This is a genomic window from Mucilaginibacter dorajii (genome assembly GCF_024808255.1).
Taxonomy (GTDB): Bacteria; Bacteroidota; Bacteroidia; order Sphingobacteriales; family Sphingobacteriaceae; genus Mucilaginibacter; species Mucilaginibacter dorajii.
In genome coordinates this window covers 1-23538 of the sequence record NZ_JANTYS010000009.1, presented here as the reverse complement: position 1 = coordinate 23538, position 23538 = coordinate 1, and the positions used below count along the sequence as shown (strand labels likewise).

Genomic DNA, 23538 nt, shown 5'->3' with positions numbered 1-23538 from the left:
AAATGGAGATTTTGCGCTTCATATATATAGTGCTCAAAAAACACGGGCAACACACATGTTAAATGAAATATTTTTCTAAAAAGGGAAATTTCTGTAGTAATGACATTTGCAAATGACATATATTTTCTACTTTTATCGAACCAATTATGGCCAATAAACTTACTGACAACGAATTATGGGACGCTGTTGTCTCTGATAATTCCAGGGCTTTTGTAGTTCTGTATAACAGGTATTGGAGTAAGCTTTATAAAACCGCCAGTTACTATTTGAAAGATGGCCCGGCAGCCGAAGAAATTACACATGATGTTTTTGTGGAGCTGTGGCAAAAACGAAAAACCATCAATATCCTCAACTTTTCAAATTACATTAAGGCGGCTGCCCGGTATCATGTGTACAAGTATCTGAAGGCGGCCCAGATAAATATTATTGAATACATAGAGCAGTTTACCGGGGAGGAGAACTTTGCGGTAGACAACGAAAGTATTAACAAACTGGACTATGAAGATCTCCAGACCGAGCTATCTTCCATACTTCAACAGCTACCACCACGTTGCCAGGAGATTTTTTGGTTGAGCCGGGTACAAAATTTAACTAACGAGGAAATTGCCCGTAAGTTTAATATATCCAAACGTACCGTGGAAAATCAGATCACCATTGCCTTAAAATATTTAAGAACAGAATATCCCAGGGTGAGCGGTGCAGCTACACTTCTGCTGGTTCTTTTTGCCTCTTAACCTCACAGAAAGAAGTTATTCTTTTATTTTGCCTCTAACCCTGCTCTTTCAATCGCAAAAACAGTCTTAACTCTTGCTTCCTGACTCTTGCTTCTCTGTCTTCGCCCAATCAAAGTATCCAAAAATAGCGATGATAAATAAAAAGATGGTGAGCAGTGCAAACATGGGCAGGTGTTTGTAAAACAGTATGGGTATGGCAAACAGGTTTGATACATTTAAAAATGCCCAGTTCTCTATTTTACGACGAGCCAAAAGCCACATGCCGGCCCAGGCGGTTGATGAGATCAGGGCATCCCAAACCGGTACGTTTGATGGGGTGAAGTATTTAGCCGGCAGATTTTTGAGCAGCACATAAAAAAACACCCACCCAACAACACATATGGTCAAACTAATGATCCATTCGTTTTTGGTTTGCCAGCTAATTTTTACAGGCGGTTCGTTTTTCTTTTTTAGCCAGTAGATCCAGCCGTAAACACTCATGACCACGTAGTAACCGTTCAGTATCGATTCGGCATACAAGCCTACATCCAGCAGCAGGTAAATAGCTATTGATGTACCTAAAATCCCCGCGGGGTAAAGCCATATATTATTAACCCGCGCCAGCAAAACTTCGGCCACACCCAGTGCAACAGCAAGCCATTGCACCCAGGTGGTTTCCTTTATTTGTTCTATAAAAAGAGAGATCAGATTATGCATTAGCGCTTAGTTAAATAAATATCCGCAGCCAGGCAATTCGTGAAATTCGCTCCAATTCGTGCCATTCGTGTACATCCATTCGTGTGCATCCATTCGTGTGCATCAGAAGCTAAGATTCAACGATGCTAAAAAGTTACGCGGTGCCTGCGGGAAAAAGTAGTTATAATTAACCAAATGCCCGCTTTCAATATCAGGATAGGTAGCGCCATTGGCCTCGTACTTTTTGCTGAAAATATTGCTAACCAGCAAGCCCACACCAATATTTTTTACCGAACTGATGCTGAAATTATAACGCAACCTTACATCGCTGGTAAAATAGCTTTTAAGGTAACGGTTGGCAGCATAAGGGTTGCTCAAATTATCGGGTGCTATGCCAAAGCCCGCCGGGTTTTGGTTCATGGTATTATCCAAATATTGCTTGCCTACATATTTGCTGATAAATGAAAATTCACTGCCTTTAAACGGGCTGTAGCTAATAATGCTGGCTCCCGTAAGCGATGGAGAGAAAGCAATAGTTGTTGTTGTTAAGGTTTCTTCAACCAATGATCCGTCGTCATAATTGGAGAAAAACTGGTGATAGTTTTTGATCTTATTGGCACTCCAGGTAGCGGTTAATCCCCAGTTGAGCTGGCTGGTTATCCTTACTTTGCCATCCAATTCCACGCCGGCGCGGTAGCTATCCGGAACGTTGGTGCGTATAGCCGAGCCTACGTCATTGAGCGCCCCGGTTAAAATCAGCTGGTTTTTATACAGCATGTAAAAGGCATTGATGCCGCCGCTAAAAAATTTGCCTATAGTGCGGTAACCCGCTTCAAAATCCTTTAGGTTTTCTGCTTTGGGACGGTTTTGCGGAGTAGCATTAACAAAGTCGTCGCGGTTGGGCTCGTGGTTACCTACTGCAAATGACGCGTAGACATTGTTTTGTTCATTAAACTGGTAAGTGATGCCCACCTTTGGGTTAAAAAAATTGAGCTCGATACTTTGCTGCGCGTTTTGCTGGTTTTGGTCGATGCCGTAAAAATTGTAATACAGGTGACGGTATTGGGCATCGGCATAAAGTAACACTTTATTGATGTGCCACTCGGCGCGGTAAAAAATGTTGAAGTCGTTCTTTTTGGCGTTATCGCGGTAGTACTCATAGTTAGGTCCTATGCCGGCGCTTTCTTTGGTGTAAACAACATCACCAAAATGCGCGCCCTCGTATTGGTTATAGGCACCGCCAAGGGTCATGTTCAGGTTAGTTTGGGGTTGATATTTTAAGGCATAAGTAACGCCGTAAAATTTATTATCAAGCCAAAGCCTGCGTACCAGGTCGGTGGTTTTGATGGTATCGGTACCTATAATAACCGGGTTTAAGCCATAGTTGGCCACGGCATCCTGCGGGCGGTACTCCTCATAATAACCGCTGCCTTTGGTATAATGCAGCGCGCCGCTAAAGGATAGCTTATCACTTATTTTTTGATCATACAATAACTGGTAATGGTTTTGCAGGTAATCATCTACCTGGTTTTTATAAAAATTACCGGCAGTATCCATCAGGCCAAGCTCATTATAAGTGTGGTTATCTTTACGGGTGTTATCGCCTATTACGTAATCGGCAATGCCGTTCCAGGCCTGGTAGGTGCGCTCATGGCCCGATATTACGTTGGCCCTTAGTGTGCTGGTTTTGGTGTACCAGGCGGCGCTCAGGTAAAGCGATTTTAAATCGGAGGTAGCCCTGTCAATATACCCGTTGGAGTGGATGCGTGATAAGCGGCCATCTAAACTAAAATGCCCGCCGAGTAAACCAGTACCGGCATTAACCGTGTTTTTGATAGATCCGTATGAGCCGCCCGAAGTATTAATCTCGGCATAAGCTGTATCCCGCCGGGTGGTGGTTTGAATGTTGATGCTGCCACCAAAAGCGCCTGCGCCATTGGTAGATGTACCTACCCCACGCTGCACCTGGATGTTATCTACGGATGAAGCCAGATCGGGCAGATCAATAAAGTATGAACCCTGGCTTTCGGCATCATTTAAGGGGATGCCGTTGATGGTAACGTTAACCCTGGTAGCATCAGAACCACGGATGCGGATACCGGTGTAGCCAATACCCGCGCCTGCATCTGACGTGGTTACTACCGATGGGGTTAAGCTTAAAAGGTAAGGCAGATCCTGCCCGAAATTTCCTTTAGCCAGGTCTTTTTTGCTGAGATTTGTAAAGGCAGTAGGCGAATTTTTAACCGCCCGGGTTGAACTTACGGTAACCTCTTCGGCGGTAAATGTGCCATTGCTTAGCGATAGGTTTACCACAATATTGGCACCCAGAACAATATTTTTATTAATAGTTTGATAGCCAACATAGCTGGCCTGCAGCGTATAATTGCCTGGTTTAAGGTTATTAAACAGGTATTTGCCATTGGCATCGGCAACAGCGGTTAATGATGGATTTAAAATGGCAATGGTAGCGCCGGGCAGTGCTTCGCCGGATGTGTTGGTTACCTTTCCCGAAATGGAAAGTTGGGCTGATGCCAGGACAGGCAGCAGCAGGGCGAAAATCGCCGCGAATACATTTTTCAAAATTTGTAAACTAAAATTAGTTAAACCATCTGCTCACCAGGGTACAATGGCAGTACACTTAACTTGTTACCTCTCCCTACGCCGGCATTATCCGGATCAGGTGCGGGAGTCCCCGCCCCCCTGAAGGGGGAGTAAATATGCCTAAAGTTTTAGCTTTAAGTTTGATTACTCCCCCTTTAGGGGGCTGGGGGGCTTCCTGGGTTTGATCTCAGCCTGTCTTTCAGTTTGGTAAAAACAATTTGTTTTTGATTACACCAAAGCAAGGCACCCCTTGAGAATTATGAGGCAAAGATAGGATTTGATTTGGGATTTGAGAATTCGGAATTCGGATTTACAGGAGGCATGTTGAGAAGCGGCTGTAATGAAATCAATTATATGACAACTTTTAACACTTAGTTATGCCTTTGGTGACTATGATAGTTACCTGTAAAAAATCAAATTCCGAAATCGAACATCCGAAATCCGAAATCAAAAACTTACTTTTGCAAACTTTTATAAAACATTGTTATGCTTAGAACTCACACCTGCGGCGAATTAAATATCAGCAATTTAGGCCAATCTGTTACTTTATGCGGATGGGTACAAAAATCGCGAGATTTGGGCGGTACCACATTTATTGATGTGCGCGACCGTTATGGTTTAACCCAGTTGGTTTTTAATACCGATACAGATGCCCTCATCCGCGAAAAAAGCCGCGAGCTTGGTCGTGAGTTTGTGATAAAAGTTATTGGTAAAGTAATTGAGCGTACCAGCAAAAATACCAAGATCCCAACCGGCGAAATTGAAATTGTTGTGGAAGATATCGAGATCCTGAACGCGGCCAAAATTCCGCCGTTTATGATCGAAGATGAAACCGATGGCGGCGAGGAACTGCGTGCTAAATACCGTTACCTTGATTTACGCCGCGCACCTATCCGTAACAACCTGGTTTTACGCCATAAAATGGCCCAGGAAATACGCAGGTATTTAAGTGATCTTGATTTTATAGAGGTTGAAACCCCGGTGTTGATCAAATCGACCCCCGAAGGCGCGCGCGATTTTGTGGTGCCAAGCCGCATGAATCCGGGCGAGTTTTACGCCTTGCCGCAATCGCCCCAAACATTTAAACAATTGTTGATGGTGAGCGGGTTCGACCGTTATTTCCAGATCGTAAAGTGTTTCCGTGATGAGGATTTGCGTGCAGACCGTCAGCCAGAGTTTACCCAGATTGATTGCGAGCTTTCCTTTATCACCCAGGAAGATATATTAAACATTTTTGAAGGCTTAACCCGCCACTTGTTCACTACAGTAAAAGGCATTGACCTGGGCGATTTCCCGAGAATGCAATACGCCGATGCCATGCGCCTGTATGGTTCTGATAAACCGGACATTAGGTTTGGAATGGAATTTGTAGAACTGAATGACATTGTTAAAGGCAAAGGTTTTGGCGTTTTTGATAATGCCGAACTGGTGGTTGGTATCAATGCCAAAGGTTGCGCAAGCTATACCCGTAAACAGTTAGATGAAATAACCGAATGGTTAAAACGCCCGCAAATTGGCGTTACCGGCATGATCTATTGTCGTTATAATGAAGATGGCACTTTAAAATCGTCGGTAGATAAATTTTACAGCGAAGATGAGCTGACCAATTGGGCAGCCGCTTTCAATGCCGAAAAAGGTGATATTATGCTGGTACTTGCCGGCCAAACCGATAAAGTACGCAAACAACTGAACGAACTGCGTTTAGAAATGGGCAACCGTTTGGGCTTACGCGATAAAAATAAATTTGCCCCGCTTTGGGTGTTGGATTTTCCTTTACTGGAGTGGGATGAGGAAACAAGTCGCTATCACGCTATGCACCACCCTTTCACCTCGCCTAAGCCCGAGGATATCGATTTGTTAGACACAAACCCAGGGGCAGTACGCGCCAACGCGTATGACCTGGTTATGAACGGCACCGAAGTTGGTGGTGGTTCTATCCGGATCCATGACCGTGCTACGCAATCGTTGATGTTTAAACATCTTGGGTTTTCGCCAGAGGAAGCACAAAAACAATTTGGCTTTTTAATGGATGCCTTTGAATATGGCGCGCCGCCGCACGGTGGTTTAGCATTAGGTTTTGATAGGTTAGTATCGATATTTGCAGGCCTGGATTCTATCCGCGATGTAATTGCCTTCCCTAAAAACAATTCGGGCAGGGATGTGATGATTGATTCACCATCAACTATCGCTGATACACAGATGAATGAGCTAAAAATAAAAACTACGGTATAAATAAGTTTTGGCAGCTGTAGCGTTAATGGAGTTTTGAGCGTATTGGGAATAAACTGATCTTATAAAAAATGAAAAGAACGCTACTTCTGTTATTACTTCCCTTCGCCATGTTATCATCTTGTATTAAATCAAACAATGATAATGTAGTTCCTTTTGACGCCGCAAAACAAGCTGCTCTTGACGATGCAACAATACAATCGTATCTTGCAGTGCATACTGAAATTCATGCTGTAAAGGATACCACAGGCGTGTACTACCAAATAATTACACAAGGTACCGGTGCTGCGCCGGTTTTAACAAGCACCATAACGGCGGCTTATACCGGTAAGTTAACCAATGGTACTACATTTGATTCAAGTACAAATTTGGTGTACCGCCTAAATAACCTGATACCGGCATGGCAGGTTGCTATACCTTACCTTAAGGTAGGCGGCCAGATGCTTATTATTAGTCCTTCCCGTTACGCTTATGGTAATGCCCAGGCAGGCGTTATCCCACCTAATTCGGTACTGATATTTTCAGTTACCCTGAATGGCGTAACCAATTAGCCAAACACCGCCGGGTGTTAACCATTATTATGAGTGTTTAAACCTTATGCTTCGGTATATTTTGCGTAACGTATGGCAGAAATTAAGATGATAACCATTTGATTTTTTGCTATTTGTAACGTTCGAGTGTTTTAACCCCATTTAATGTTAACTGATTTATAAGAAAATGAAAAAAATTCTATTTTTAATTTTACTTCCTTTAGGTATTTGCTCATTTTGGTCGTGTACAAAATCAACCGATCCCGAAATATCAAACGCGATACAACAGTCCAAAACGGATGATGCCGCTATCCAGGCCTATCTGGCTGCTCACCCCGAAATTACCAATGTTAAGGATACGCTGGGCTGTTATTACCAGATCACCAGCCAGGGAGCAGGAACTTATCCAACGCTAAGTTCAACCATTAAAGTAAGCTATACAGGAACTTTGCTTGACGGTACCGTATTCGACTCAAGCACAAACTTTAGCGCCGTTTTAGGAACCTTAATTTATGGCTGGCAAATCGTATTGCCCCATGTACCTACCGGCTCTAAAGTGCTGATGCTGATTCCCTCACTTTACGGGTATGGTACATCGGCCAATGGCAAAATACCTGCAAACTCTGTTTTGATATTTAACATTGATACAACAGCGCCGGGGGCTTAACCGGTGTCATTAAGTTAAGAGGTTTTTCGCGCAAAGACGCAGAGGCGCAAAGTGATTTGCTTATTTTTTCTTAGCGTCCTGGCGTCTTTGCGCGAAATTAAATTTTTAATATTTTTCTTAACTTAATGACACTGGGGCTCAACCTCAGCCATTTAAAATATCAAAGCCCGGGATGATGCATCGCCGGGCCTTTTTTATGGCTATATTTCTGTAGTTTTAGCCGCAGAGATTTAAAAGAAAGATGAAGAATTTATTATTGATTGCATTTGTTGCAATTGTTACCCTGGCATCCTGTACCAACACACCACCTGTTGATGCTATAAAGCAAGCCCGAACGGATGATTCACTCATTAGGGTTTACCTCTCCAATAACCCTTTAATCAAAGCCGTTAAAGATTCATCGGGCTTATATTACCAGGTAGTTAAAGAGGGTACGGGCGCTAATGCAACAGCAAATTCAACTGTTACTGTAAATTACAGGGGCAAGCTTATTAACGGCCCGCCGTTTGATGCTGCTAATGGCTTTACAAGCCCGTTAGCCAATTTAGTAAAGGCCTGGCAAATAGGAATCCCACATGTAAAGGCAGGGGGAAGTATATTATTGATAGCGCCATCGGCGCTGGGGTATGGCCCAAGTGCTAATGGCCCAATTCCAGGCAATTCTATACTGGTTTTTGATATTGATGTAACCGCAGTTAAATAAATAAAGCCAGGCGTTAATTTGGCTTTCTGCCTTTAGCTTTCTGCTTTTGGAACTGTGGTGCTATATTTCGAAGTATTGTGCTTATATTAACTGTTCAAAAAAGCCCCTGGATGAAAGCACAACTACTCCCCATATTTTTATTTTTTTCGATACCCTTATTTGCGCAAAACGCAGCGCAAAAAGCACAGGTAAGCAATAAGGCAGATGCCCTGCAAAGCCAGGTAATAGCCTGGCGGCGCGATTTTCATGAACATCCGGAACTGGGTAACCATGAGGTGCGCACATCGGCCATTATAGCTAAACATTTGCAGTCGCTCGGTATCGAGGTGCAAACCGGTATAGCTACCACCGGGGTAGTGGGTATTTTAAAGGGAGGGAAGCCCGGTCCGGTTGTGGCCTTACGGGCAGATATGGATGGCTTACCCGTTGTTGAACGCACCGATGTGCCTTTTGCATCAAAAGTAAAAACTACGTATAATGGACAGGAAGTAGGGGTGATGCATGCTTGCGGGCACGATTCACATATGGCCATTCTGATGGCCGTGGCCCAGGTGCTGTCGTCAATGAAAAGCGAGCTGCACGGCACCGTAAAATTCATATTTCAACCCGCTGAAGAGGGCGTAGAGCCTGGTCAGAAAGGCGGCGCCGAGGAAATGGTAAAAGAAGGCGTGCTTGAAAACCCAAAGGTCGACGTAGTATTTGGCCTCCACATCAATTCACAAACCGAAGTTGGTAAAATAACCTATCGCCCGGGCGGCACCATGGCCGGTGTTAATGATATGCAAATCATCGTAAAGGGGCGGTCGGCGCACGGGGCTTACCCATGGTCGAGCGTTGACCCTATTGTGGTATCTGCCGAGATCATCAACAACCTGCAAACCATTGTAAGTCGCAATATCAACGTAACCGAAAACCCTGCTGTAGTAACCATTGGTGCTATAAAAGGCGGTAACCGCTCAAACATCATCCCCGAAAGCGTGGAAATGTTAGGCACCCTGCGTGCGTTTACGGCTGCGGATGAAAAGTTGCTGGTTGATCGTGTTACGCAGATCGCTACCAAAACGGCCGAAGCCCAGGGCGCTACTGCCGAAGTAAAGATACCCTACAGTACCCATTACCCGGTTACGTACAATAACCCCGAACTGATGCAAAAGATGCTGCCCACTTTGCAGCAAACCGCGGGCGCAGCCAATGTATTGCTTAAACCACCCGTTACCGGTGCCGAAGATTTTAGCTTTTACCAGGAAAAAGTACCGGGACTATTTATTTTTTTAGGAGGCATGCCCAAAGGTGGCGACCCGCTTAAAGCACCATCGCACCACACACCCGATTTTTATATTGACGAAAGTGGTTTTGCGTTAGGTGTAAAAGCCTTGTGTAATTTAACGCTTGATTATATGGCAGGTAAAGGAAAATAATGGTGGAACATTGATATTGCTATATCGCGGATTGATGCTTAACTTTATAAACGCAATGGCAAATGAAATGAATTACAATTTTTGGATATCATGAGGAAGGGCTTGTTGGTTATGATATGCATGGGCTTGTTATTAATGTTTATAACAGGGCAAAAAGCCGTTGCGACTGGTTTAAGCCTTGAGGATACTGTAAAAAAAGTAAAGCCCGAGGTTTTGCAAACCATCAACACCGTTTTAAAAGCATCTTATACTTTTGATATTGATAAGGTTACTGATATGTATGCCCCCAATGCGGTGGTAACCGACGAACAGGAGCCGTATTCATGGAATGGGCAACTGGCCGGCGTGCAATGGGTAAACTCGGTACAAAAGGCGGTTAAAGATTTTAAGATCAAAGATTTTTTAGTGAACGTAAAAAAGATCAAGATCTTTCAGCAAACCGAGGAGGTGGCCTACCTGGTGGTCCCTGTTGAATATACCGGCACTATCAACGGGGATCCGTTTAATGAGGAGGGTGCCTTTTCCTTTGTTTTTAGGTATGTGAGCGGTAAATGGCTCATTAAAAGCCAGGCCTGGATACCCAAAAACGGCTTATGATCTATCTATAACCTAAAAACTCCTTTATGGAACCCGAATTGATTTTATTTAAACGATTTGACGACATTGCCCTTGCCAACGCATTGACTGATGTATTAGATGCAAATGGTATAACTTATACCATGGAAGAAAACGCCCAATCGTTTGATCCTGGTTTTAGGAGTAATGAGCTCACCAGGCAATATTCTGTAAAAATAGATGCCGGGGATTTTGAACGGGTAACCAAACTGCTGAATGAAAATGAGCTGGAGAATGTTAACAATGCCGATAAGGAGCATTACCTGTACAGCTTTACCGACGCCGAGCTGATTGAGGTATTAGCCAAAGCCGATGAGTGGAGCCCGTTTGATTACCAGCTTGCACGCAAAATATTAACAGAACGAGGCGTCACCATCAACGAGAAGATGCTGGCCGATCTTAAAAAGGAGCGACTGGAAGAACTTAAAACACCCGAGCCACCACAAAACGGGTGGATAATTGTGGGCTATATTTTTGCCATAATGGGTGGAGCCTTAGGCATTTTTATAGGCTGGTACCTGGTAACCTTCAAAAAAACACTCCCCGATGGTGAGCGGGTGTACGCCTATAATGAAAACGACCGGCAGCAAGGAAAATGGATCTTGTACATAGCCATAGCGGTTACGGTGATAATTGTTGTTTATAGGATTTCGCAGGTTTTTACCGGGAATTAATTTTATCTCTTTTGGCCAACCTCCTTTTCATCTGCAGTAAAAACCAATGGCGCAGCCCCACTGCCGAGCTATTGTTTAAAGATCATCCTGATCATACCGCCTATTCGGCAGGCACAAGCGATAAAGCGCGCATCCGCGTAAATCAAAAAATGATTGATAAAGTTGACGTAATATTTGTGATGAAACGCCGCCACAAAGAATTGCTAAAACAGCGTTTTGAACTAACCGGCAAAAAGATCATTGTACTTGATATCGAAGATAATTATCAATACAATGATCCGGAACTAATAGATACCCTAAAAGGTTTATTAAGCGAATATTTTTGACCAAACGGGAGCTTCGGTCTTGATTCTTGGTTCTTGACTCTTAATTCTGCTTTTTCAGAAACTTTACCTTAACACTAACCTGTTCGGCATTACCATTGCTGCTGCCTATCCATGTGGGGCCTGCTTTGATCAGGTCGATTGCTTTTTGATCGGCCGCGGGACTAAGGCTTTTCTTGATCTTGAAATCGCTTAATGAGCCGTTGTTTTCAACGGTGAATGTAACGCTAACTGTGCCGGTTACATCGCCATCGGGAAGTACGGCGTTGGCTTGCAGGTATTTTTTAAATGCGCTCATAGAGCCCTGCGGATGGGCAGATACAACAGGCACAGGTTCATCGTCAGCATTCTTTTTGGTGCCATAACCAACAGCTACCACTTCATTAAGCGCGCCGTTTGGGTTGAGCTCTACTTTTAAACTATCGCCGCTTTTGACGCTGATTTGTTTGGGCTGATAGCCAATGGAGGCTATTTCCAATGTTTCCTTTTTACCGGTTGCAGGCATGGCGAAGTAGCCATTAGCATCGGTTACTGTGCTTTTATTAGTGCCCTGCATCCGGATGGCCGCCCCAATAACCGGCGATCCATCATTTTTTGCCCTGATGATGCCCGAGATACTGTTGTAGCTATAGCCCGAATTTGATTCCCTTGATGTCAGCGTTGTTACGCCATCAACCTTGCCCTGTAGTTTTGATTCAAGTGGTATAGATGCTTTGTCTTTTGCCCTTTTTGCAAGCATGGCCAGGGTATCGGCTTTTTTATCATTATAGTTTAAGGCAACAATTTCGCTTAAGGCCGGGTTTTCGGGTTTGTTTCCAGCAGCAGGTTCGGTAACCGGCGCAGTTATTGGCACCTCTTTAAGTGTAGCAACGGCTGTCGCGTTCTTATTGTCGCTTGCCGAGATCTCCTGCTGATAAACTGATTTATCGCCTGGTTTAATTATCGTTTGTTTTTGAGTAGCGTTGGCTAACAAAGCAGTGGGTGTACTGGAAGGTTTTGCGGCAACGGTATCTTTAAGCTCTACTTTTGTATTATCCGCAACGGGAGCTTTATCCGGTGTTATTGCTTTGTCTTCCGCTTTGTTGAGCGCGATTTGTTTATTTTCCTGAACAGGGGGCGCTTTTTTTAACCACAAGCCACCAATGGTTAATACCAACAATACCGATGCAGCTATTGACCATGTGCGCCAGGCAATAACCCGGCCTTTTTGTGGCGGCGCAACACGTTGTTGTAAACGACCGCTTAAATCGGCAAGATTGGCTTGCTGGTCTGTAGGCACAGTTTCAAAGCCTTCCAGGGCATCCATTAAAAAAGGATCGTCAAGCGCTTCACGTTCAAGCCGGTGCATAGCTTTGGCATCAAGCTCCCCGTTAAGGTACTTCCTGATCTGCAATATGTTGGCCTTTTTAGTTTCCACTGTTTTTATCCAGGCAAATTTTAAGATTGCGTTTGCCGTTTTGTATATAACTTTTTACTTCGTTAAGGGTAAAGCCGGTTAGTTCGGCTATTTCCTTGTAACACTTCTCTTTTAAATAAAACAGATCGATGCTTTGTTTTTGCGCGCCGGCCAGTTTATCAATACATGTTTCCAAAGCCTTGTAAGCTTCTTCGCGGTTATCATCTTCAGGATGCAAAAGCGGGGTAAATTCCATAACCTCGTCTAAATTAACCACGTTTAACTTTTTGCCTGCCCTTAACTGCATTAAGCAATAATTGCGCCCAAGTACATAAAGCCAGTTTTTGAATATGCTGATCTCGTGTTTTTTAACTTTTTCTACCAGTTCTTCAAAAATACCCATCACCGCATCTTTGGCCAGGTCTTCATCTTTCAGGTATTTTAAACAAACGCCATAAACCAGGGGCATATATCTTTCATATAGTGCCCCCAAAGCCGCTACATCGCCGTTATTGCGGTATGTACTAAGCAGTTCTTCATCTGTTGATGTGCCTGTTTTGCCTGGTTTAATAAAATTGGTCATTAAAAGCTACAAAATAAATGTTTTTTAACGGTTTATGGAAATTAACATCGGCCAGCATCTTCATAAAAACAAACAAGTACCAAAAAATTGATATAAATGATGTTGGTATTGGTGGGTTTAACCGGGTTGGGGTCAAGTAGCAACCGCTACATTAGTTGAGGGGATAAGGTGGGATTGCGTAATTCGCAATTTAAGCAAAGTGTCATTTATGAATAGGTTATCAAAATGGCAATGGCCGCAAATAGGGAGGATAAGCAGGGTTATTGCATTTTCTGCCAGATAGCGATGGGTTTGAAATCTTGAGTGTTCGAAAGAAGAAAAGAGTATGGGGATGTGCGATTCCTTCCTCGGGGTAAGGAGGCAATGTCATTGAGTTAAGAGGTTTTTCGCGCAAAGACGCGGAGGCGCAAAGTGATTTGCTTTTTTTTTCTTAGCGTCCTGGCGTTTTTGCGCGAAATTAAATTTTTAATATTTTTCTTAACTTAATGGCATTGCACCCTCCCGCTGGGAGGGAATAAAAAATCTTTCGAACACTCAAGGTTTCAAACCCATCGCTATAAAAAGCCTTGTAAATGACTAAGCGTTTGAGGCCACATGTGGCATTTGGGTAACAAACAAATGTGGCGCGGGTAAATCTATTTGATGTTCTTCAAAAGCTTTTTTGATAAGCTCCTGGGTGCCAAAAAATACTGTCCAGTAATCATGTGCCTGTGTAAAAGGGCATATGCCAAGGGTTATTTTTCCGTCATTTATTTTAGATATGTTTACAACAGGTGTTGGGTCGGCTAAAACCAGCGGATGGCTAAGACACGCGTCAATAACTATCTTACGTACCAAATCCATATCGTTTTGCGGCTTAATCTCCAATGAAATATCTACACGGATGTTACCATGCCTGCTAAAATTAACTACCGTGTTATTTGATACCGCCCCGTTGGCCAGTATAACTGTTCTGTTATCGGGAGTGAGCAGTATGGTATTAAAAATCTGGATTTCAATTACCGCCCCGGTTTGCCCCTGCGATTCAATGATATCACCTATTTTAAAGGGCTTAAATACCAGAATAAGTACGCCGCCTGCAAAGTTTGCCAATGAACCCTGCAAAGCCAGGCCAACCGCCAGGCCAAGTGCGCCAATAATGGCTACAAATGATGTGGTTTGTATGCCCAGCATACCGGCAACGGTTATTAGTAATAATACCCGTAAGCCGGCCATCATCAGGCTGCTAAAAAAAGATTGAAGTGAAACATCAATTTTTCCCTTGGCCATAGATGTGTTAAGCAGGCGCCCTATCCAGTTAATAAGATAAAGGCCAATTACAAATACCAATAGCGAGCTCAATAAATTAAGGCCAAAAGTGCTAAGCCAGGCCAGTATTGCGTTGGTGTAAAAAGTTACGTTTTGCATAATAAGAAAGGGTTGGGTTTTTAATAATAATATGGTTTTTAAAGTATTGTTAAGATACAGATTAAAAAGCAAGGTTTTTATTGCAAGTAAAAGATTAACAGAGACTTAATGTTAATTTTCTTGAGAATAAATATCCTGGTATTTATATTGTTTAATTAAATCTTAAATAAATCGCATTGCATTTTGAGCTTCAAAACTTTGCGGAAGGCGTTTTTCAGAAGATATTGATCAGGGGTCTGCAAATAAAGGCGTCTGCCGGAATAAAAAACTGGGCTCAATTTGCCATAAAACAAATTGAACTGACCTCAAACAAATATGTTTGAACGGAAGCTATCCTAATAAATCTTTAATTATTGTGATAGCCTAAAGTTTTATTATTTTTGGACACATAAAATTAACGACATGAATTTTCCCGCTGAATTAAAATACACCAAAGACCACGAGTGGATAAAAGTTGAAGGCAATGAAGCTATAATAGGCATCACTGAATTTGCACAAGGCGAACTGGGTGATATTGTTTATGTAGATATTGCATCCTTAGGGAAAGAAGTTGCCAAAGACGACGTTTTTGGTACCGTTGAGGCTGTAAAAACAGTATCGGACCTTTTTATGCCTGTTACCGGTACAGTAACCGAAATTAACGCGGCGCTTAACAACCAGCCCGACCTGGTAAACACCGACCCTTACGGCGAAGGCTGGATGGTAAAGATCAGCATTGCCGATCTATCTGAAATTGATGGCCTTTTATCGGCCGATGCTTATAAAGAAGTTGTTGGCGCTTAAATGAAAGCAACACTAAAATATTACGGGCCCGCAATTTTGTGGGCCTTATTTATTTTAATTATCTGTGCCGTTGACCTGAAATCAGAGAGCGAATCGCCCCTGTTTTTCGCTGGGTTTGATAAGCTTACGCATACCGGTTTGTTTTTTACCTTAACAGTTTTGTGCTGTAATGCCTTTATCAGGCAACAAAAGCCAATATCATTTCCGTATAAACAGCTGGCTGTAGTAACCATATTGGCTATTTTTTATGGTGGCTTAATTGAAATACTACAGCTAAAAGTTTTTACCTGGCGGGATGCAGACTGGAATGATCTGTTTTGCGATGTGCTTGGTGTTTGTATGGGTGTTTTTGGTGTTATGCTTACAATTGGCGCAATTGGCAATGAAAAAAAATAAACTCTTCATATTAGCAGGAGCCATAGTGCTCTTAAGCTTTTCGTCATGTGGCATCTTCCACAAAGGCTGCGGCTGCCCTACGTTTGGGGCTGTTAAATGTGATTATAATTTGAAAATTTGTTAATTTGAAGATTTGAAAATGCTTGGCATCGCTATCTTCATTGAATTTGTATCATCCTAAAATCATTTTCAAATTTTCAAATCCCCAAATTTTCAAATAATTTACAACTGCAAGGTTGCTTTATTTGGATTTAATATAAATAAGCTTACATTTGCTGAGGTTAAAACTACACGATGACACTTTCACAACTTGAAATAGGCGAAACAGGAATTGTAAAGGAATTTACCGACCTTGAAATGTCGGTAAAACTGATGGAGATGGGCTGCTTACCTGGCGAAGAAATTAAAATTTCACGCATCGCCCCACTTGGTGATCCCATTGCTATTCATGTTTCCGGGTACCAGTTAAGCTTGCGTAGATTTGAAGCCTCCACTATAGTTTTGCAGTAGTTTTGTAGCCTTGAAAGCCGATATAAGAGTTGCACTTGTAGGAAATCCCAACACCGGTAAATCAACTCTCTTTAATATTTTAACCGGTCTTAATCAAAAAATAGGAAATTTCCCGGGGGTTACTGTTGATAAAAAAACAGGCTTTTGCCAATTGCCCGATGGCCGCACGGCCGAGATCATTGACCTGCCTGGTACTTATAGCATCTATCCCAAAAGCAAAGACGAATCCATCGTATTTTCGGTGTTGGCCGATAAAGCCAAAGCCATGGTACCCGATTTGATTGTGGTGATCCTGGATGCATCAAATCTTAAACGCAACCTGCTGCTATATACCCAGATTGCCGATTTGAAAATTCCGGTGGTGGTGGCCCTTAACATGATAGATGTATCTGAAAAGGCGGGTATTACTATTGATGTTAATTTGTTTGCCCAAAAGTTAGGTGTACCGGTAGTACCCATTTCTGCACGGAAGATAAAAGGGATAGATGAGCTAAAAAATACCATCGCCTATGCCAATAAAATTGCATTACAGCAGGATACTATTGATGTAGATGCTATTGCGCCGCAACTGATAGCACAGATCAAGGATGAGTACCGGATAGATAATCCTTATTTTGCCCTCCAGCTGGCCCATCAGCATGAAACACTTGACTTTTTATCGACCACGGAAAGCGAGCGTATAGAGGAGCTGGAAAAGGAGCATTCCTTTCACTCACAAAAAGCCCAGGCCACAGAAACCATCGCCCGCTATAATTTCATAAACGATCTCCTGTACGATACCGTTAAAAAACCCGAAACAGCGCACGATGAATCGGTTAGTAATAAAATAGATAAGATCCTTACCCATAAGATATTTGGCTTTGTAATCTTTTTTGCCATATTGATGTTCATTTTCCAGGCTATATTTTCCTGGTCGGCCTATCCGATGTCGCTGATTGAAGATCTGTTCATTTGGGTACAAAGCACGCTTACAAAAACGCTGCCTGCCGGTCCGCTGGTAAGTTTACTGGTTGATGGTGTTATCGCAGGTTTAAGCGGTGTGTTGGTATTTGTGCCACAAATCGCTATTCTTTTCGCGTTGATCTCTATTTTGGAAGATACGGGCTACATGTCTCGTGTTACGTTCATGATGGATAAAGTAATGCGCAAGGTTGGGCTTAACGGCAAATCGGTAGTGCCGCTTATTGGCGGTTTTGCCTGCGCGGTTCCATCTATCATGAGTACCCGTAATATCGAAAACTGGAAGGATAGGATGATCACCATCATGGTTACCCCCCTGGTAGCCTGCTCGGCCCGTTTACCCGTTTATACTTTGCTGATAGCCTTAGTGGTACCTAATAAAAACGTATGGTGGGTATTTAACCTGCAGGGGCTTGCGCTTACAGCCATGTACCTGCTCAGCATTGTATCGGCAGTATTGGTGGCTTTTGTAATGAAATTCATTTTAAAAGCCCGCGAACGTGGGTACTTCATTATGGAGTTACCCGTATACCGTATGCCAAGGTGGAAAAACGTGGCCTTTACCATGTACGACCGCTCAAAAACCTTTGTTTTGCAGGCTGGTAAGGTGATCATAGCGGTATCTATCATTTTATGGGTGTTGAAATCATATGGCCCCGGAGATAGGTTTACACAGATCGATAAAACATTCAGTCAGCCCAAATACACCAAAACCATGACGCCTGATAGCCTCTCCAAGGTTGTCGCTTCCGAAAAGTTGGAAAATTCTTATGCTGGTGTGTTCGGTCACGTAATTGAACCGGTAATTAAGCCACTGGGCTTTGATTGGAAAATAGGCATCGCACTCATTAGCTCTTTTGCTGCCCGCGAGGTATTTGTAGGCACCATGGCTACTATTTACAGCGTGGAAGGCGATGCAGACAAGCTGCAATCGGTACAGGAAAAAATGCATGAGGCTAAAAATCCTGATACCGGTAAACCTGTGTTTACATTAGCCGTGGCCTTTTCGCTCATGATGTTTTACGCCTTTGCCATGCAATGTGCCAGCACCGTGGCCGTAGTATACCGCGAAACCAAAGACTGGCGCTGGCCAGCGGCCCAGTTTGCCTATATGACCGCCTTAGCCTATACTGCGAGTTTTATAGTGTATCATTTGTTGAAATAGAATTTTAGTAGTAAGTAGTTAGTATCAAGACTTGTCGTTCATAGTTCATGGATAATAGATCATGGTTCATGGTATGTTTGGTTTAAGCGTATCTGCTCATTTATACAACCCACTTCCTGCTATGATCTATGAACTATCAACCATGAACAATTAGCCATGAGCTATTAACAAATAATAATCTGTTTGTAATTACTTGAAAGTTTCCGGCTATGATCTATGAACCATCAACCATGAACTGATGAAATCATTATATTTGTGTTGAGGTAAACATTGGATAAAGTAAAAGTTTTAGAAAGGTATCTTCCTCCCGATGCTGCCCCGCTCATCGGTAGATGGATTGACTACTTTAAATGCGAGTTTAAAATTTCGCGCAACCGCGGCACTAAATTTGGCGACTATCGTTCGCCTTATGCCGGTAAAGGTCACCGTATTTCGGTGAACTATGATCTTAACCCCTACGCTTTTCTGGTAACCACCGTACACGAGTTTGCACACCTGCATACCTGGAATGAGCATAAGCAAAAAGCCAAACCGCACGGCACCGAATGGAAAAATAATTTCAAAAAAATGATGCAACCTTTTTTTGAAAAAGATATTTTTCCGGCCGATATTAAGCATGCCATCACCAGCTACCTCGATAATCCGGCAGCTTCCAGCTGTTCAGATCTTAACCTGTACCGTTCATTACGAAAATACGATGCGGTGAAAGAGACCGTAACTACGGTAGAAAAACTGCCAATGAAAGCCCTGTTCAAAATAAAAGGGGATCGCGTTTTTCGTAAAGAAGAACAATTACGCAAGCGCTTTAAATGCGTGGAGTTAAAAACCAAACGCGTTTATTTATTTAGCCCGGTAGCCGAGGTGGAGTTGGTGGAAGAGTAAAATAAAACTATGTTATTGAGTAAAAAATCTGCAGACTCTGAAGGAAAGCATGACTTAAACATTCGCTTTGAACGCGGGAAAAGACTCACCCGGCGAGGCTACGCCCGCCACCCTCTCTTCACCTGCGGTGGAAAGAGGGGTTTTAATAGTTAATCAATTGATTACAAGTAATATAAATACAAAAATATTCAAACCCCTCTTTCCGGCAAAGCCGAAGAGGGTGCCGCGCGTAGCGCTGGCGGGTGAGTCTTCTACGCCATGCGATCTACGTCATTTCCTCCTTCAGAGTCGCCCGGGTTTTAAAACTCAGGATGACAGTTCTTTATTTGAAAGATCATTTCACCTTCATAGTCCCCGGATTTAAAAACTCAATGACATGGCAGATGTACCAAGGCCTGAAAAATACCAGAATACATCCTTCATTCCCTATCCTCAACAAGGAACAAATTAAATCATTACTTTTACCCCATGGCAAAAGTTAAATCATTTGTGAATAATCCTTACCAGGAAAACACCTATATTTTGTTTGATGAAACCGGCGAATGTGTCATTATTGACCCGGGCATATATACCGCTACCGAGCAAAATGTAGTAACTAACTTTATAGCGGATAATAATTTAAAACCTGTTTTGCTGCTTAATACCCATTGCCATATTGATCATGTGCTGGGTAATAAATTTGTGTTTGATAAGTACGGACTTAAACCTCAATTTCATGAAGGCGAACTGCCGGTACTTACGGCCGTGGTATCATACGCCCCGCAAATGGGGATCAGGTATGAGGTATCACCATTGCCGGATACATACCTGCCAGAAACCGGTAGTGTAAAATTTGGTAATACCACGTTGGAGTTTGTTTTTGCACCGGGGCATTCGCCGGCTTCTTTATGTTTTTATGATAGGGTTGCCAATATTTTAATAGGGGGCGATGTGTTGTTCAGGATGAGCATCGGTCGTACAGATTTGCCGGGCGGTAATTTTACCCAGCTGATGGATAACATTGAAACCAAATTGTTTGCCCTGCCTGATGATTGCACGGTTTACCCCGGTCATGGTCCCGAAACAACTATTGGCTTCGAAAAACAAAACAACCCGTTTTTAAGTTAAAATTCAAAATTGAAAAGTCAAAAGCTCTAACGTAGGCTAAACTCATCACTCAAAACTGCTAACTCGCCACTCAATTGAACACTTCGGTTTACATAGCTAAAAGATACCTGTTCTCGGGCAAAAAGATGCATGCCATCAACATCATCTCGGGCATCTCTACGCTTGGGGTACTTGTTGGCAGCGCGGCGCTTATAATTATACTATCGGTGTTCAATGGGTTCGAACAAGTGATCCTGTCGCTATACAGCAATTTTACGCCCGAGATCAAGATAGAAACCCGCCTGGGCAAAACCTTTGATCCCAACACCCCTTACTTTAATGCCGTGCATAAGGATGCGCACATTTTTTCATTTACACAGGTTTTGCAGGAAAAGGTATTGATCCGCTATGGCGATAAACCAATCATCGGGACTATAAAAGGGGTAAGTGATGACTTTTTGAAAAATAAGCAGCTGGATAGCATAGTACACAACGGGTCGTTCACACTGAAAAGCGAGGGGCGAAGTTTTGCGGTTATCGGGGGCACCATTCAGGGCAGCCTGGGTATCAATGTGCATGATGATCTGGCACCTATTGAGATCTTAGCTACCCGGCGTACAACGGTAAGCTCAGTCAACCCGCTAGACGAATTTGTGGTGCGGTCAATCAGCCCTTCGGGCGTGTTTGGTATTCAGCAGGAGTTTGATGACATCGTGGTAACTCCTATAGAGTTTGCCCGCGATTTGCTTGATGAACCTAAAGAGGTTAGCTCACTGGAACTTACATTTAAAAAAGGCACCGATATTACCGCTATTCAGGATAAAATAAAAGAGGCCATAGGCGATAAATTCACCGTTAAAAACCGCAAGGAACAAAATACCGAACTGTACAAAACGTTAAATTATGAGCGTTGGAGCATTTTTATGATCCTAACCTTTGTGCTTATTATCGCAATATTTAATATCATTGGCTCGTTAACCATGCTGGTTATTGATAAACGTGCGGATATTGCCATCTTGAGCAGTTTGGGTGCTAATAAACGCACCATACAAGGCATCTTCTTTTTTGAAGGGATGATGATATCCTTCGCTGGTTTTGTGGGTGGGATAGTATTGGGCCTTGCCTTTTGCCTGGTGCAACAGCGCTATGGTTTTATAAAAATGGGCTCAAGTAATTCGGTGTTGGATTCATACCCGATTGACATCAAGATCAGCGATTTTGGCCTGGTATTTTTAACAGTAGGGGCCATTTCGATAATCGCGGCCGGTATTAGCGCACGATTAAGTATCAAAGGATTGGACGATATCAAACAGGATTTGTAAATTTGTTATATGAGGATCAGGTATATTCAGTATTTCGCCTTCTTATTTATTCTTTTTTTAGCGGCATCCTCATGTAACAGGAACCCCAAAGAGCCAGCCAAGCCGGTTGTTTATAAAGGATTATATAGTTTTGGCCCCGAAATTAAATCATTTAAAGATTGTGATAACAGCCAGGAGTTTTGGGTAACCGATAGTTCGGCCATGTTAGAGTTGCAGTACTCGCAAATGAATTTCGAAAAACCTTATGAGCCTGTTTATGTTGAGGTAGAAGGTGTAAAAATAAAATCGGGCAAAGAGGGTTTAGGCTCCGAGTACGATAGTACACTTATAGTTAAAAAAGTAGTAAAAATAACCAAAGAAATCCCACAGGATATGTGTAATTAGTTTTAAGTTGCGAGTGTTGAGTTATAAGCTCAACTTTTCACAACAAAAAATTACATATTACCCAACGGGTTACCAAATAAACAAACATCTGCCTTAGCGGCGTTAACTTTATCATCATGGAATCAAAACGTCAGCAAAAATTTGCCGGAGTTATACAGGAAGACCTCGCGGCCATATTTCAGCGCGAAGGCATGAATTATTTGCCCAATACATTAGTAACCATAACCAAGGTACGCGTAACGCCCGACCTTGCCATCGCCCGGATATTCCTGAGCTTCTTTGGCAGCAGCACCAACTTTCAGCTGGCTTTGCAAACTATAAAACTGCACGCCTCAGAGATCCGTTATAAATTAGGTGCCCGCATTAAAGACCAGGTAAGGATTATCCCCCAACTGGAATTTTTTATCGACGATACCAGCGAATACGTTGAACGCATGGACAAGATATTTGACAAAATAAGCAAGGAAGAGCGCCAGCCGGATACGGAAGAATAGTTATTTACCCTGATGGACCAGCACCAAAAGCTCAAAACGTATTTACACAACCACCCCGATGCCGTTGGCAAGGTGGTTGATTACAAAGCCGGTACCGACCGGCTTTGTGCGTTAGATTTTACGGCGGCTAATACCGAGCTTACCACAGCCATTATAGCCGATAACCAGCAATTTACCCAGTGGGTAGGCGATAAGCTAAAAGCAAACAACTGCCGCTATGGTATAGGTGGATACCTGGAGCACCGCACCATTTATGCCGTAAGCGCCCACTTTGATACGGAGGACGAACCCCGCCGCCTGCACCTTGGCGTTGATATCTGGGGGGCGGATGGTACACCCATTTATAGCCCGTTTGATGGGGTGGTGCATAGCTTTCAGGATAACAATAATCCCGGCGATTACGGGCCTTGCATTATTCTGCAACATAATTTGAATGGTTTAACACTGTACAGCCTTTACGGCCACCTGAGCCGTAAAAGCCTGGATGGTTTGGCGGTAGGGCAGTCTATTAAAAAAAACGAGCAGATAGCCACGCTTGGCGATAATACCGAAAACGGCCAATGGCCGCCGCACCTGCATTTTCAATTGATGTTTGATATCGAAGGTAAGTTTGGCGATTACCCCGGTGTGTGTAAGCACTCCGAAATGGAAAAGTATAAGCGGAATGTGCCCGATCCAGGCTTGGTGTTGGGGTTTTGAAGTGTTTTCTTGGGTCAACTTATTTATATCCATGTCATTGCGAGGCACGAAGCAATCTCATGCTCTACAGAGCGGATTTGCAGAGTTCGCGATTGCTTCGTTCCTAACCCATGATGTTTTGTAAAACGTTTGTCATCCTGAACGTTTGAAGGATCTTCTTCGTTATAAAAGTCTGAGATAAGCAGAGCGCAGAAGATCCTTCGTTCCTGCCAATGACACATATCTTAATGTATTGATTTTAAACCAATTGCATATTGTGTTTTTTAGCTAACCTTTTTAACGAAGCCAGTTCCTTACGTTTA

Annotated in this window: 24 protein-coding genes; 19 read left to right on the top strand and 5 right to left on the bottom strand. The window is 43.0% G+C overall.

All coding sequences use genetic code 11. The features are described from left to right. Positions 1-146: 146 nt before the first annotated feature. Positions 147-734 carry an RNA polymerase sigma-70 factor gene (locus FHS10_RS13710; protein WP_259091534.1) on the top strand — a complete coding sequence of 196 codons (588 nt, stop codon included), beginning with the start codon at positions 147-149 and terminating at the stop codon, positions 732-734. A gap of 66 nt (positions 735-800) precedes the next feature. Here the strand turns inward: FHS10_RS13710 and pnuC are convergent, their stop codons facing one another. After that, the gene (pnuC, locus tag FHS10_RS13705) at positions 801-1430 is read right to left on the bottom strand and encodes a nicotinamide riboside transporter PnuC (protein ID WP_259091533.1); all 630 of its coding nucleotides are present in this window, start codon (positions 1428-1430) and stop codon (positions 801-803) included. Positions 1431-1532: 102 nt separating this feature from the next. After that, positions 1533-3989: a TonB-dependent receptor gene (locus tag FHS10_RS13700; RefSeq protein ID WP_259091532.1), complete on the bottom strand. Its 2457-nt coding sequence runs from the start codon at positions 3987-3989 to the stop codon at positions 1533-1535. Positions 3990-4496: 507 nt separating this feature from the next. On the opposite strand from FHS10_RS13700, the gene aspS reads away from it, so the two are divergent. The 8 genes from aspS (at position 4497) to FHS10_RS13660 (ending at position 11172) form a co-directional block, all read left to right on the top strand. Continuing rightward, positions 4497-6242 carry an aspartate--tRNA ligase gene (aspS, locus tag FHS10_RS13695; protein WP_259091531.1) on the top strand — a complete coding sequence of 582 codons (1746 nt, stop codon included), beginning with the start codon at positions 4497-4499 and terminating at the stop codon, positions 6240-6242. A gap of 68 nt (positions 6243-6310) precedes the next feature. Next, a complete protein-coding gene (locus tag FHS10_RS13690) occupies positions 6311-6790 on the top strand; it encodes an FKBP-type peptidyl-prolyl cis-trans isomerase (protein ID WP_259091530.1) in 480 nt (159 codons plus the stop codon). Between the two features lie 166 nt (positions 6791-6956). Continuing rightward, positions 6957-7436 carry an FKBP-type peptidyl-prolyl cis-trans isomerase gene (locus FHS10_RS13685; protein WP_259091529.1) on the top strand — a complete coding sequence of 160 codons (480 nt, stop codon included), beginning with the start codon at positions 6957-6959 and terminating at the stop codon, positions 7434-7436. Between the two features lie 241 nt (positions 7437-7677). Next, complete coding sequence (locus FHS10_RS13680; RefSeq protein WP_259091528.1) at positions 7678-8139, top strand: FKBP-type peptidyl-prolyl cis-trans isomerase; 462 nt, start codon at positions 7678-7680, stop codon at positions 8137-8139. Between the two features lie 110 nt (positions 8140-8249). Continuing rightward, a complete protein-coding gene (locus FHS10_RS13675) occupies positions 8250-9557 on the top strand; it encodes an amidohydrolase (protein ID WP_259091527.1) in 1308 nt (435 codons plus the stop codon). 90 nt (positions 9558-9647) lie between these two features. After that, complete coding sequence (locus FHS10_RS13670) at positions 9648-10154, top strand: DUF4440 domain-containing protein (protein WP_259091526.1); 507 nt, start codon at positions 9648-9650, stop codon at positions 10152-10154. A 26-nt stretch (positions 10155-10180) separates the two neighbouring features. After that, positions 10181-10846: a hypothetical protein gene (locus tag FHS10_RS13665; protein ID WP_259091525.1), complete on the top strand. Its 666-nt coding sequence runs from the start codon at positions 10181-10183 to the stop codon at positions 10844-10846. A gap of 11 nt (positions 10847-10857) precedes the next feature. Next, the gene (locus FHS10_RS13660; protein WP_259091524.1) at positions 10858-11172 is read left to right on the top strand and encodes a low molecular weight protein tyrosine phosphatase family protein; all 315 of its coding nucleotides are present in this window, start codon (positions 10858-10860) and stop codon (positions 11170-11172) included. A 40-nt stretch (positions 11173-11212) separates the two neighbouring features. Here FHS10_RS13660 and FHS10_RS13655 read toward each other — a convergent pair whose 3' ends face one another. The 3 genes from FHS10_RS13655 to FHS10_RS13645 form a co-directional block, all read right to left on the bottom strand. Continuing rightward, positions 11213-12586 (bottom strand): carboxypeptidase-like regulatory domain-containing protein, encoded by a 1374-nt coding sequence (locus FHS10_RS13655; protein ID WP_259091523.1) that lies wholly within the window; start codon positions 12584-12586, stop codon positions 11213-11215. After that, entirely contained in the window at positions 12576-13148 is a 573-nt protein-coding gene (locus FHS10_RS13650; protein ID WP_259091522.1) for an RNA polymerase sigma factor, read from the bottom strand. Before FHS10_RS13650 ends, FHS10_RS13655 begins: the two co-directional genes overlap by 11 nt. A 576-nt stretch (positions 13149-13724) precedes the next feature. Beyond that, positions 13725-14555: a mechanosensitive ion channel family protein gene (locus FHS10_RS13645; protein WP_259091521.1), complete on the bottom strand. Its 831-nt coding sequence runs from the start codon at positions 14553-14555 to the stop codon at positions 13725-13727. 402 nt (positions 14556-14957) lie between these two features. Here FHS10_RS13645 and gcvH point away from each other — a divergent pair, with 402 nt between their 5' ends. The 10 genes from gcvH to FHS10_RS13595 all read left to right on the top strand — a co-directional run bounded on the left by gcvH (position 14958) and on the right by FHS10_RS13595 (position 23236). Next, positions 14958-15338 carry a glycine cleavage system protein GcvH gene (gene gcvH, locus FHS10_RS13640; protein WP_259091520.1) on the top strand — a complete coding sequence of 127 codons (381 nt, stop codon included), beginning with the start codon at positions 14958-14960 and terminating at the stop codon, positions 15336-15338. Further along, on the top strand, positions 15339-15734 hold the full coding sequence (locus tag FHS10_RS13635) for a VanZ family protein (RefSeq protein ID WP_259091519.1): 396 nt from the start codon (positions 15339-15341) through the stop codon (positions 15732-15734). Between the two features lie 294 nt (positions 15735-16028). Then, complete coding sequence (locus tag FHS10_RS13630; protein ID WP_259091518.1) at positions 16029-16244, top strand: FeoA family protein; 216 nt, start codon at positions 16029-16031, stop codon at positions 16242-16244. 10 nt (positions 16245-16254) lie between these two features. Then, entirely contained in the window at positions 16255-18369 is a 2115-nt protein-coding gene (gene feoB, locus FHS10_RS13625) for a ferrous iron transport protein B (protein WP_259091517.1), read from the top strand. Positions 18370-18639: 270 nt separating this feature from the next. Beyond that, positions 18640-19251 carry a SprT-like domain-containing protein gene (locus FHS10_RS13620; RefSeq protein ID WP_259091515.1) on the top strand — a complete coding sequence of 204 codons (612 nt, stop codon included), beginning with the start codon at positions 18640-18642 and terminating at the stop codon, positions 19249-19251. A 468-nt stretch (positions 19252-19719) separates the two neighbouring features. Then, a complete protein-coding gene (locus FHS10_RS13615) occupies positions 19720-20358 on the top strand; it encodes an MBL fold metallo-hydrolase (RefSeq protein WP_259091514.1) in 639 nt (212 codons plus the stop codon). A gap of 74 nt (positions 20359-20432) precedes the next feature. Further along, positions 20433-21659 (top strand): FtsX-like permease family protein, encoded by a 1227-nt coding sequence (locus FHS10_RS13610; protein ID WP_259091512.1) that lies wholly within the window; start codon positions 20433-20435, stop codon positions 21657-21659. A gap of 9 nt (positions 21660-21668) precedes the next feature. After that, positions 21669-22043: a hypothetical protein gene (locus tag FHS10_RS13605; protein WP_259091511.1), complete on the top strand. Its 375-nt coding sequence runs from the start codon at positions 21669-21671 to the stop codon at positions 22041-22043. A 116-nt stretch (positions 22044-22159) separates the two neighbouring features. Next, positions 22160-22537 carry a 30S ribosome-binding factor RbfA gene (rbfA, locus tag FHS10_RS13600; protein ID WP_259091509.1) on the top strand — a complete coding sequence of 126 codons (378 nt, stop codon included), beginning with the start codon at positions 22160-22162 and terminating at the stop codon, positions 22535-22537. Positions 22538-22549: 12 nt separating this feature from the next. After that, complete coding sequence (locus FHS10_RS13595) at positions 22550-23236, top strand: peptidoglycan DD-metalloendopeptidase family protein (protein WP_259091508.1); 687 nt, start codon at positions 22550-22552, stop codon at positions 23234-23236. Positions 23237-23538 lie beyond the last annotated feature (302 nt).

Coding starts and splice junctions, on each gene's coding strand:
- FHS10_RS13670 (WP_259091526.1), top strand. CDS start 9,648: ATGAGGAAGGGCTTGTTGGTTATGATATGCATGGGCTTGTTATTAATG.
- FHS10_RS13685 (WP_259091529.1), top strand. CDS start 6,957: ATGAAAAAAATTCTATTTTTAATTTTACTTCCTTTAGGTATTTGCTCA.
- aspS (WP_259091531.1), top strand. CDS start 4,497: ATGCTTAGAACTCACACCTGCGGCGAATTAAATATCAGCAATTTAGGC.
- FHS10_RS13605 (WP_259091511.1), top strand. CDS start 21,669: ATGAGGATCAGGTATATTCAGTATTTCGCCTTCTTATTTATTCTTTTT.
- FHS10_RS13630 (WP_259091518.1), top strand. CDS start 16,029: ATGACACTTTCACAACTTGAAATAGGCGAAACAGGAATTGTAAAGGAA.
- FHS10_RS13635 (WP_259091519.1), top strand. CDS start 15,339: ATGAAAGCAACACTAAAATATTACGGGCCCGCAATTTTGTGGGCCTTA.
- FHS10_RS13595 (WP_259091508.1), top strand. CDS start 22,550: ATGGACCAGCACCAAAAGCTCAAAACGTATTTACACAACCACCCCGAT.
- FHS10_RS13675 (WP_259091527.1), top strand. CDS start 8,250: ATGAAAGCACAACTACTCCCCATATTTTTATTTTTTTCGATACCCTTA.
- FHS10_RS13615 (WP_259091514.1), top strand. CDS start 19,720: ATGGCAAAAGTTAAATCATTTGTGAATAATCCTTACCAGGAAAACACC.
- FHS10_RS13680 (WP_259091528.1), top strand. CDS start 7,678: ATGAAGAATTTATTATTGATTGCATTTGTTGCAATTGTTACCCTGGCA.
- FHS10_RS13650 (WP_259091522.1), bottom strand. CDS start 13,148: ATGACCAATTTTATTAAACCAGGCAAAACAGGCACATCAACAGATGAA.
- FHS10_RS13710 (WP_259091534.1), top strand. CDS start 147: ATGGCCAATAAACTTACTGACAACGAATTATGGGACGCTGTTGTCTCT.
- rbfA (WP_259091509.1), top strand. CDS start 22,160: ATGGAATCAAAACGTCAGCAAAAATTTGCCGGAGTTATACAGGAAGAC.
- gcvH (WP_259091520.1), top strand. CDS start 14,958: ATGAATTTTCCCGCTGAATTAAAATACACCAAAGACCACGAGTGGATA.
- FHS10_RS13645 (WP_259091521.1), bottom strand. CDS start 14,555: ATGCAAAACGTAACTTTTTACACCAACGCAATACTGGCCTGGCTTAGC.
- FHS10_RS13690 (WP_259091530.1), top strand. CDS start 6,311: ATGAAAAGAACGCTACTTCTGTTATTACTTCCCTTCGCCATGTTATCA.
- pnuC (WP_259091533.1), bottom strand. CDS start 1,430: ATGCATAATCTGATCTCTCTTTTTATAGAACAAATAAAGGAAACCACC.
- FHS10_RS13665 (WP_259091525.1), top strand. CDS start 10,181: ATGGAACCCGAATTGATTTTATTTAAACGATTTGACGACATTGCCCTT.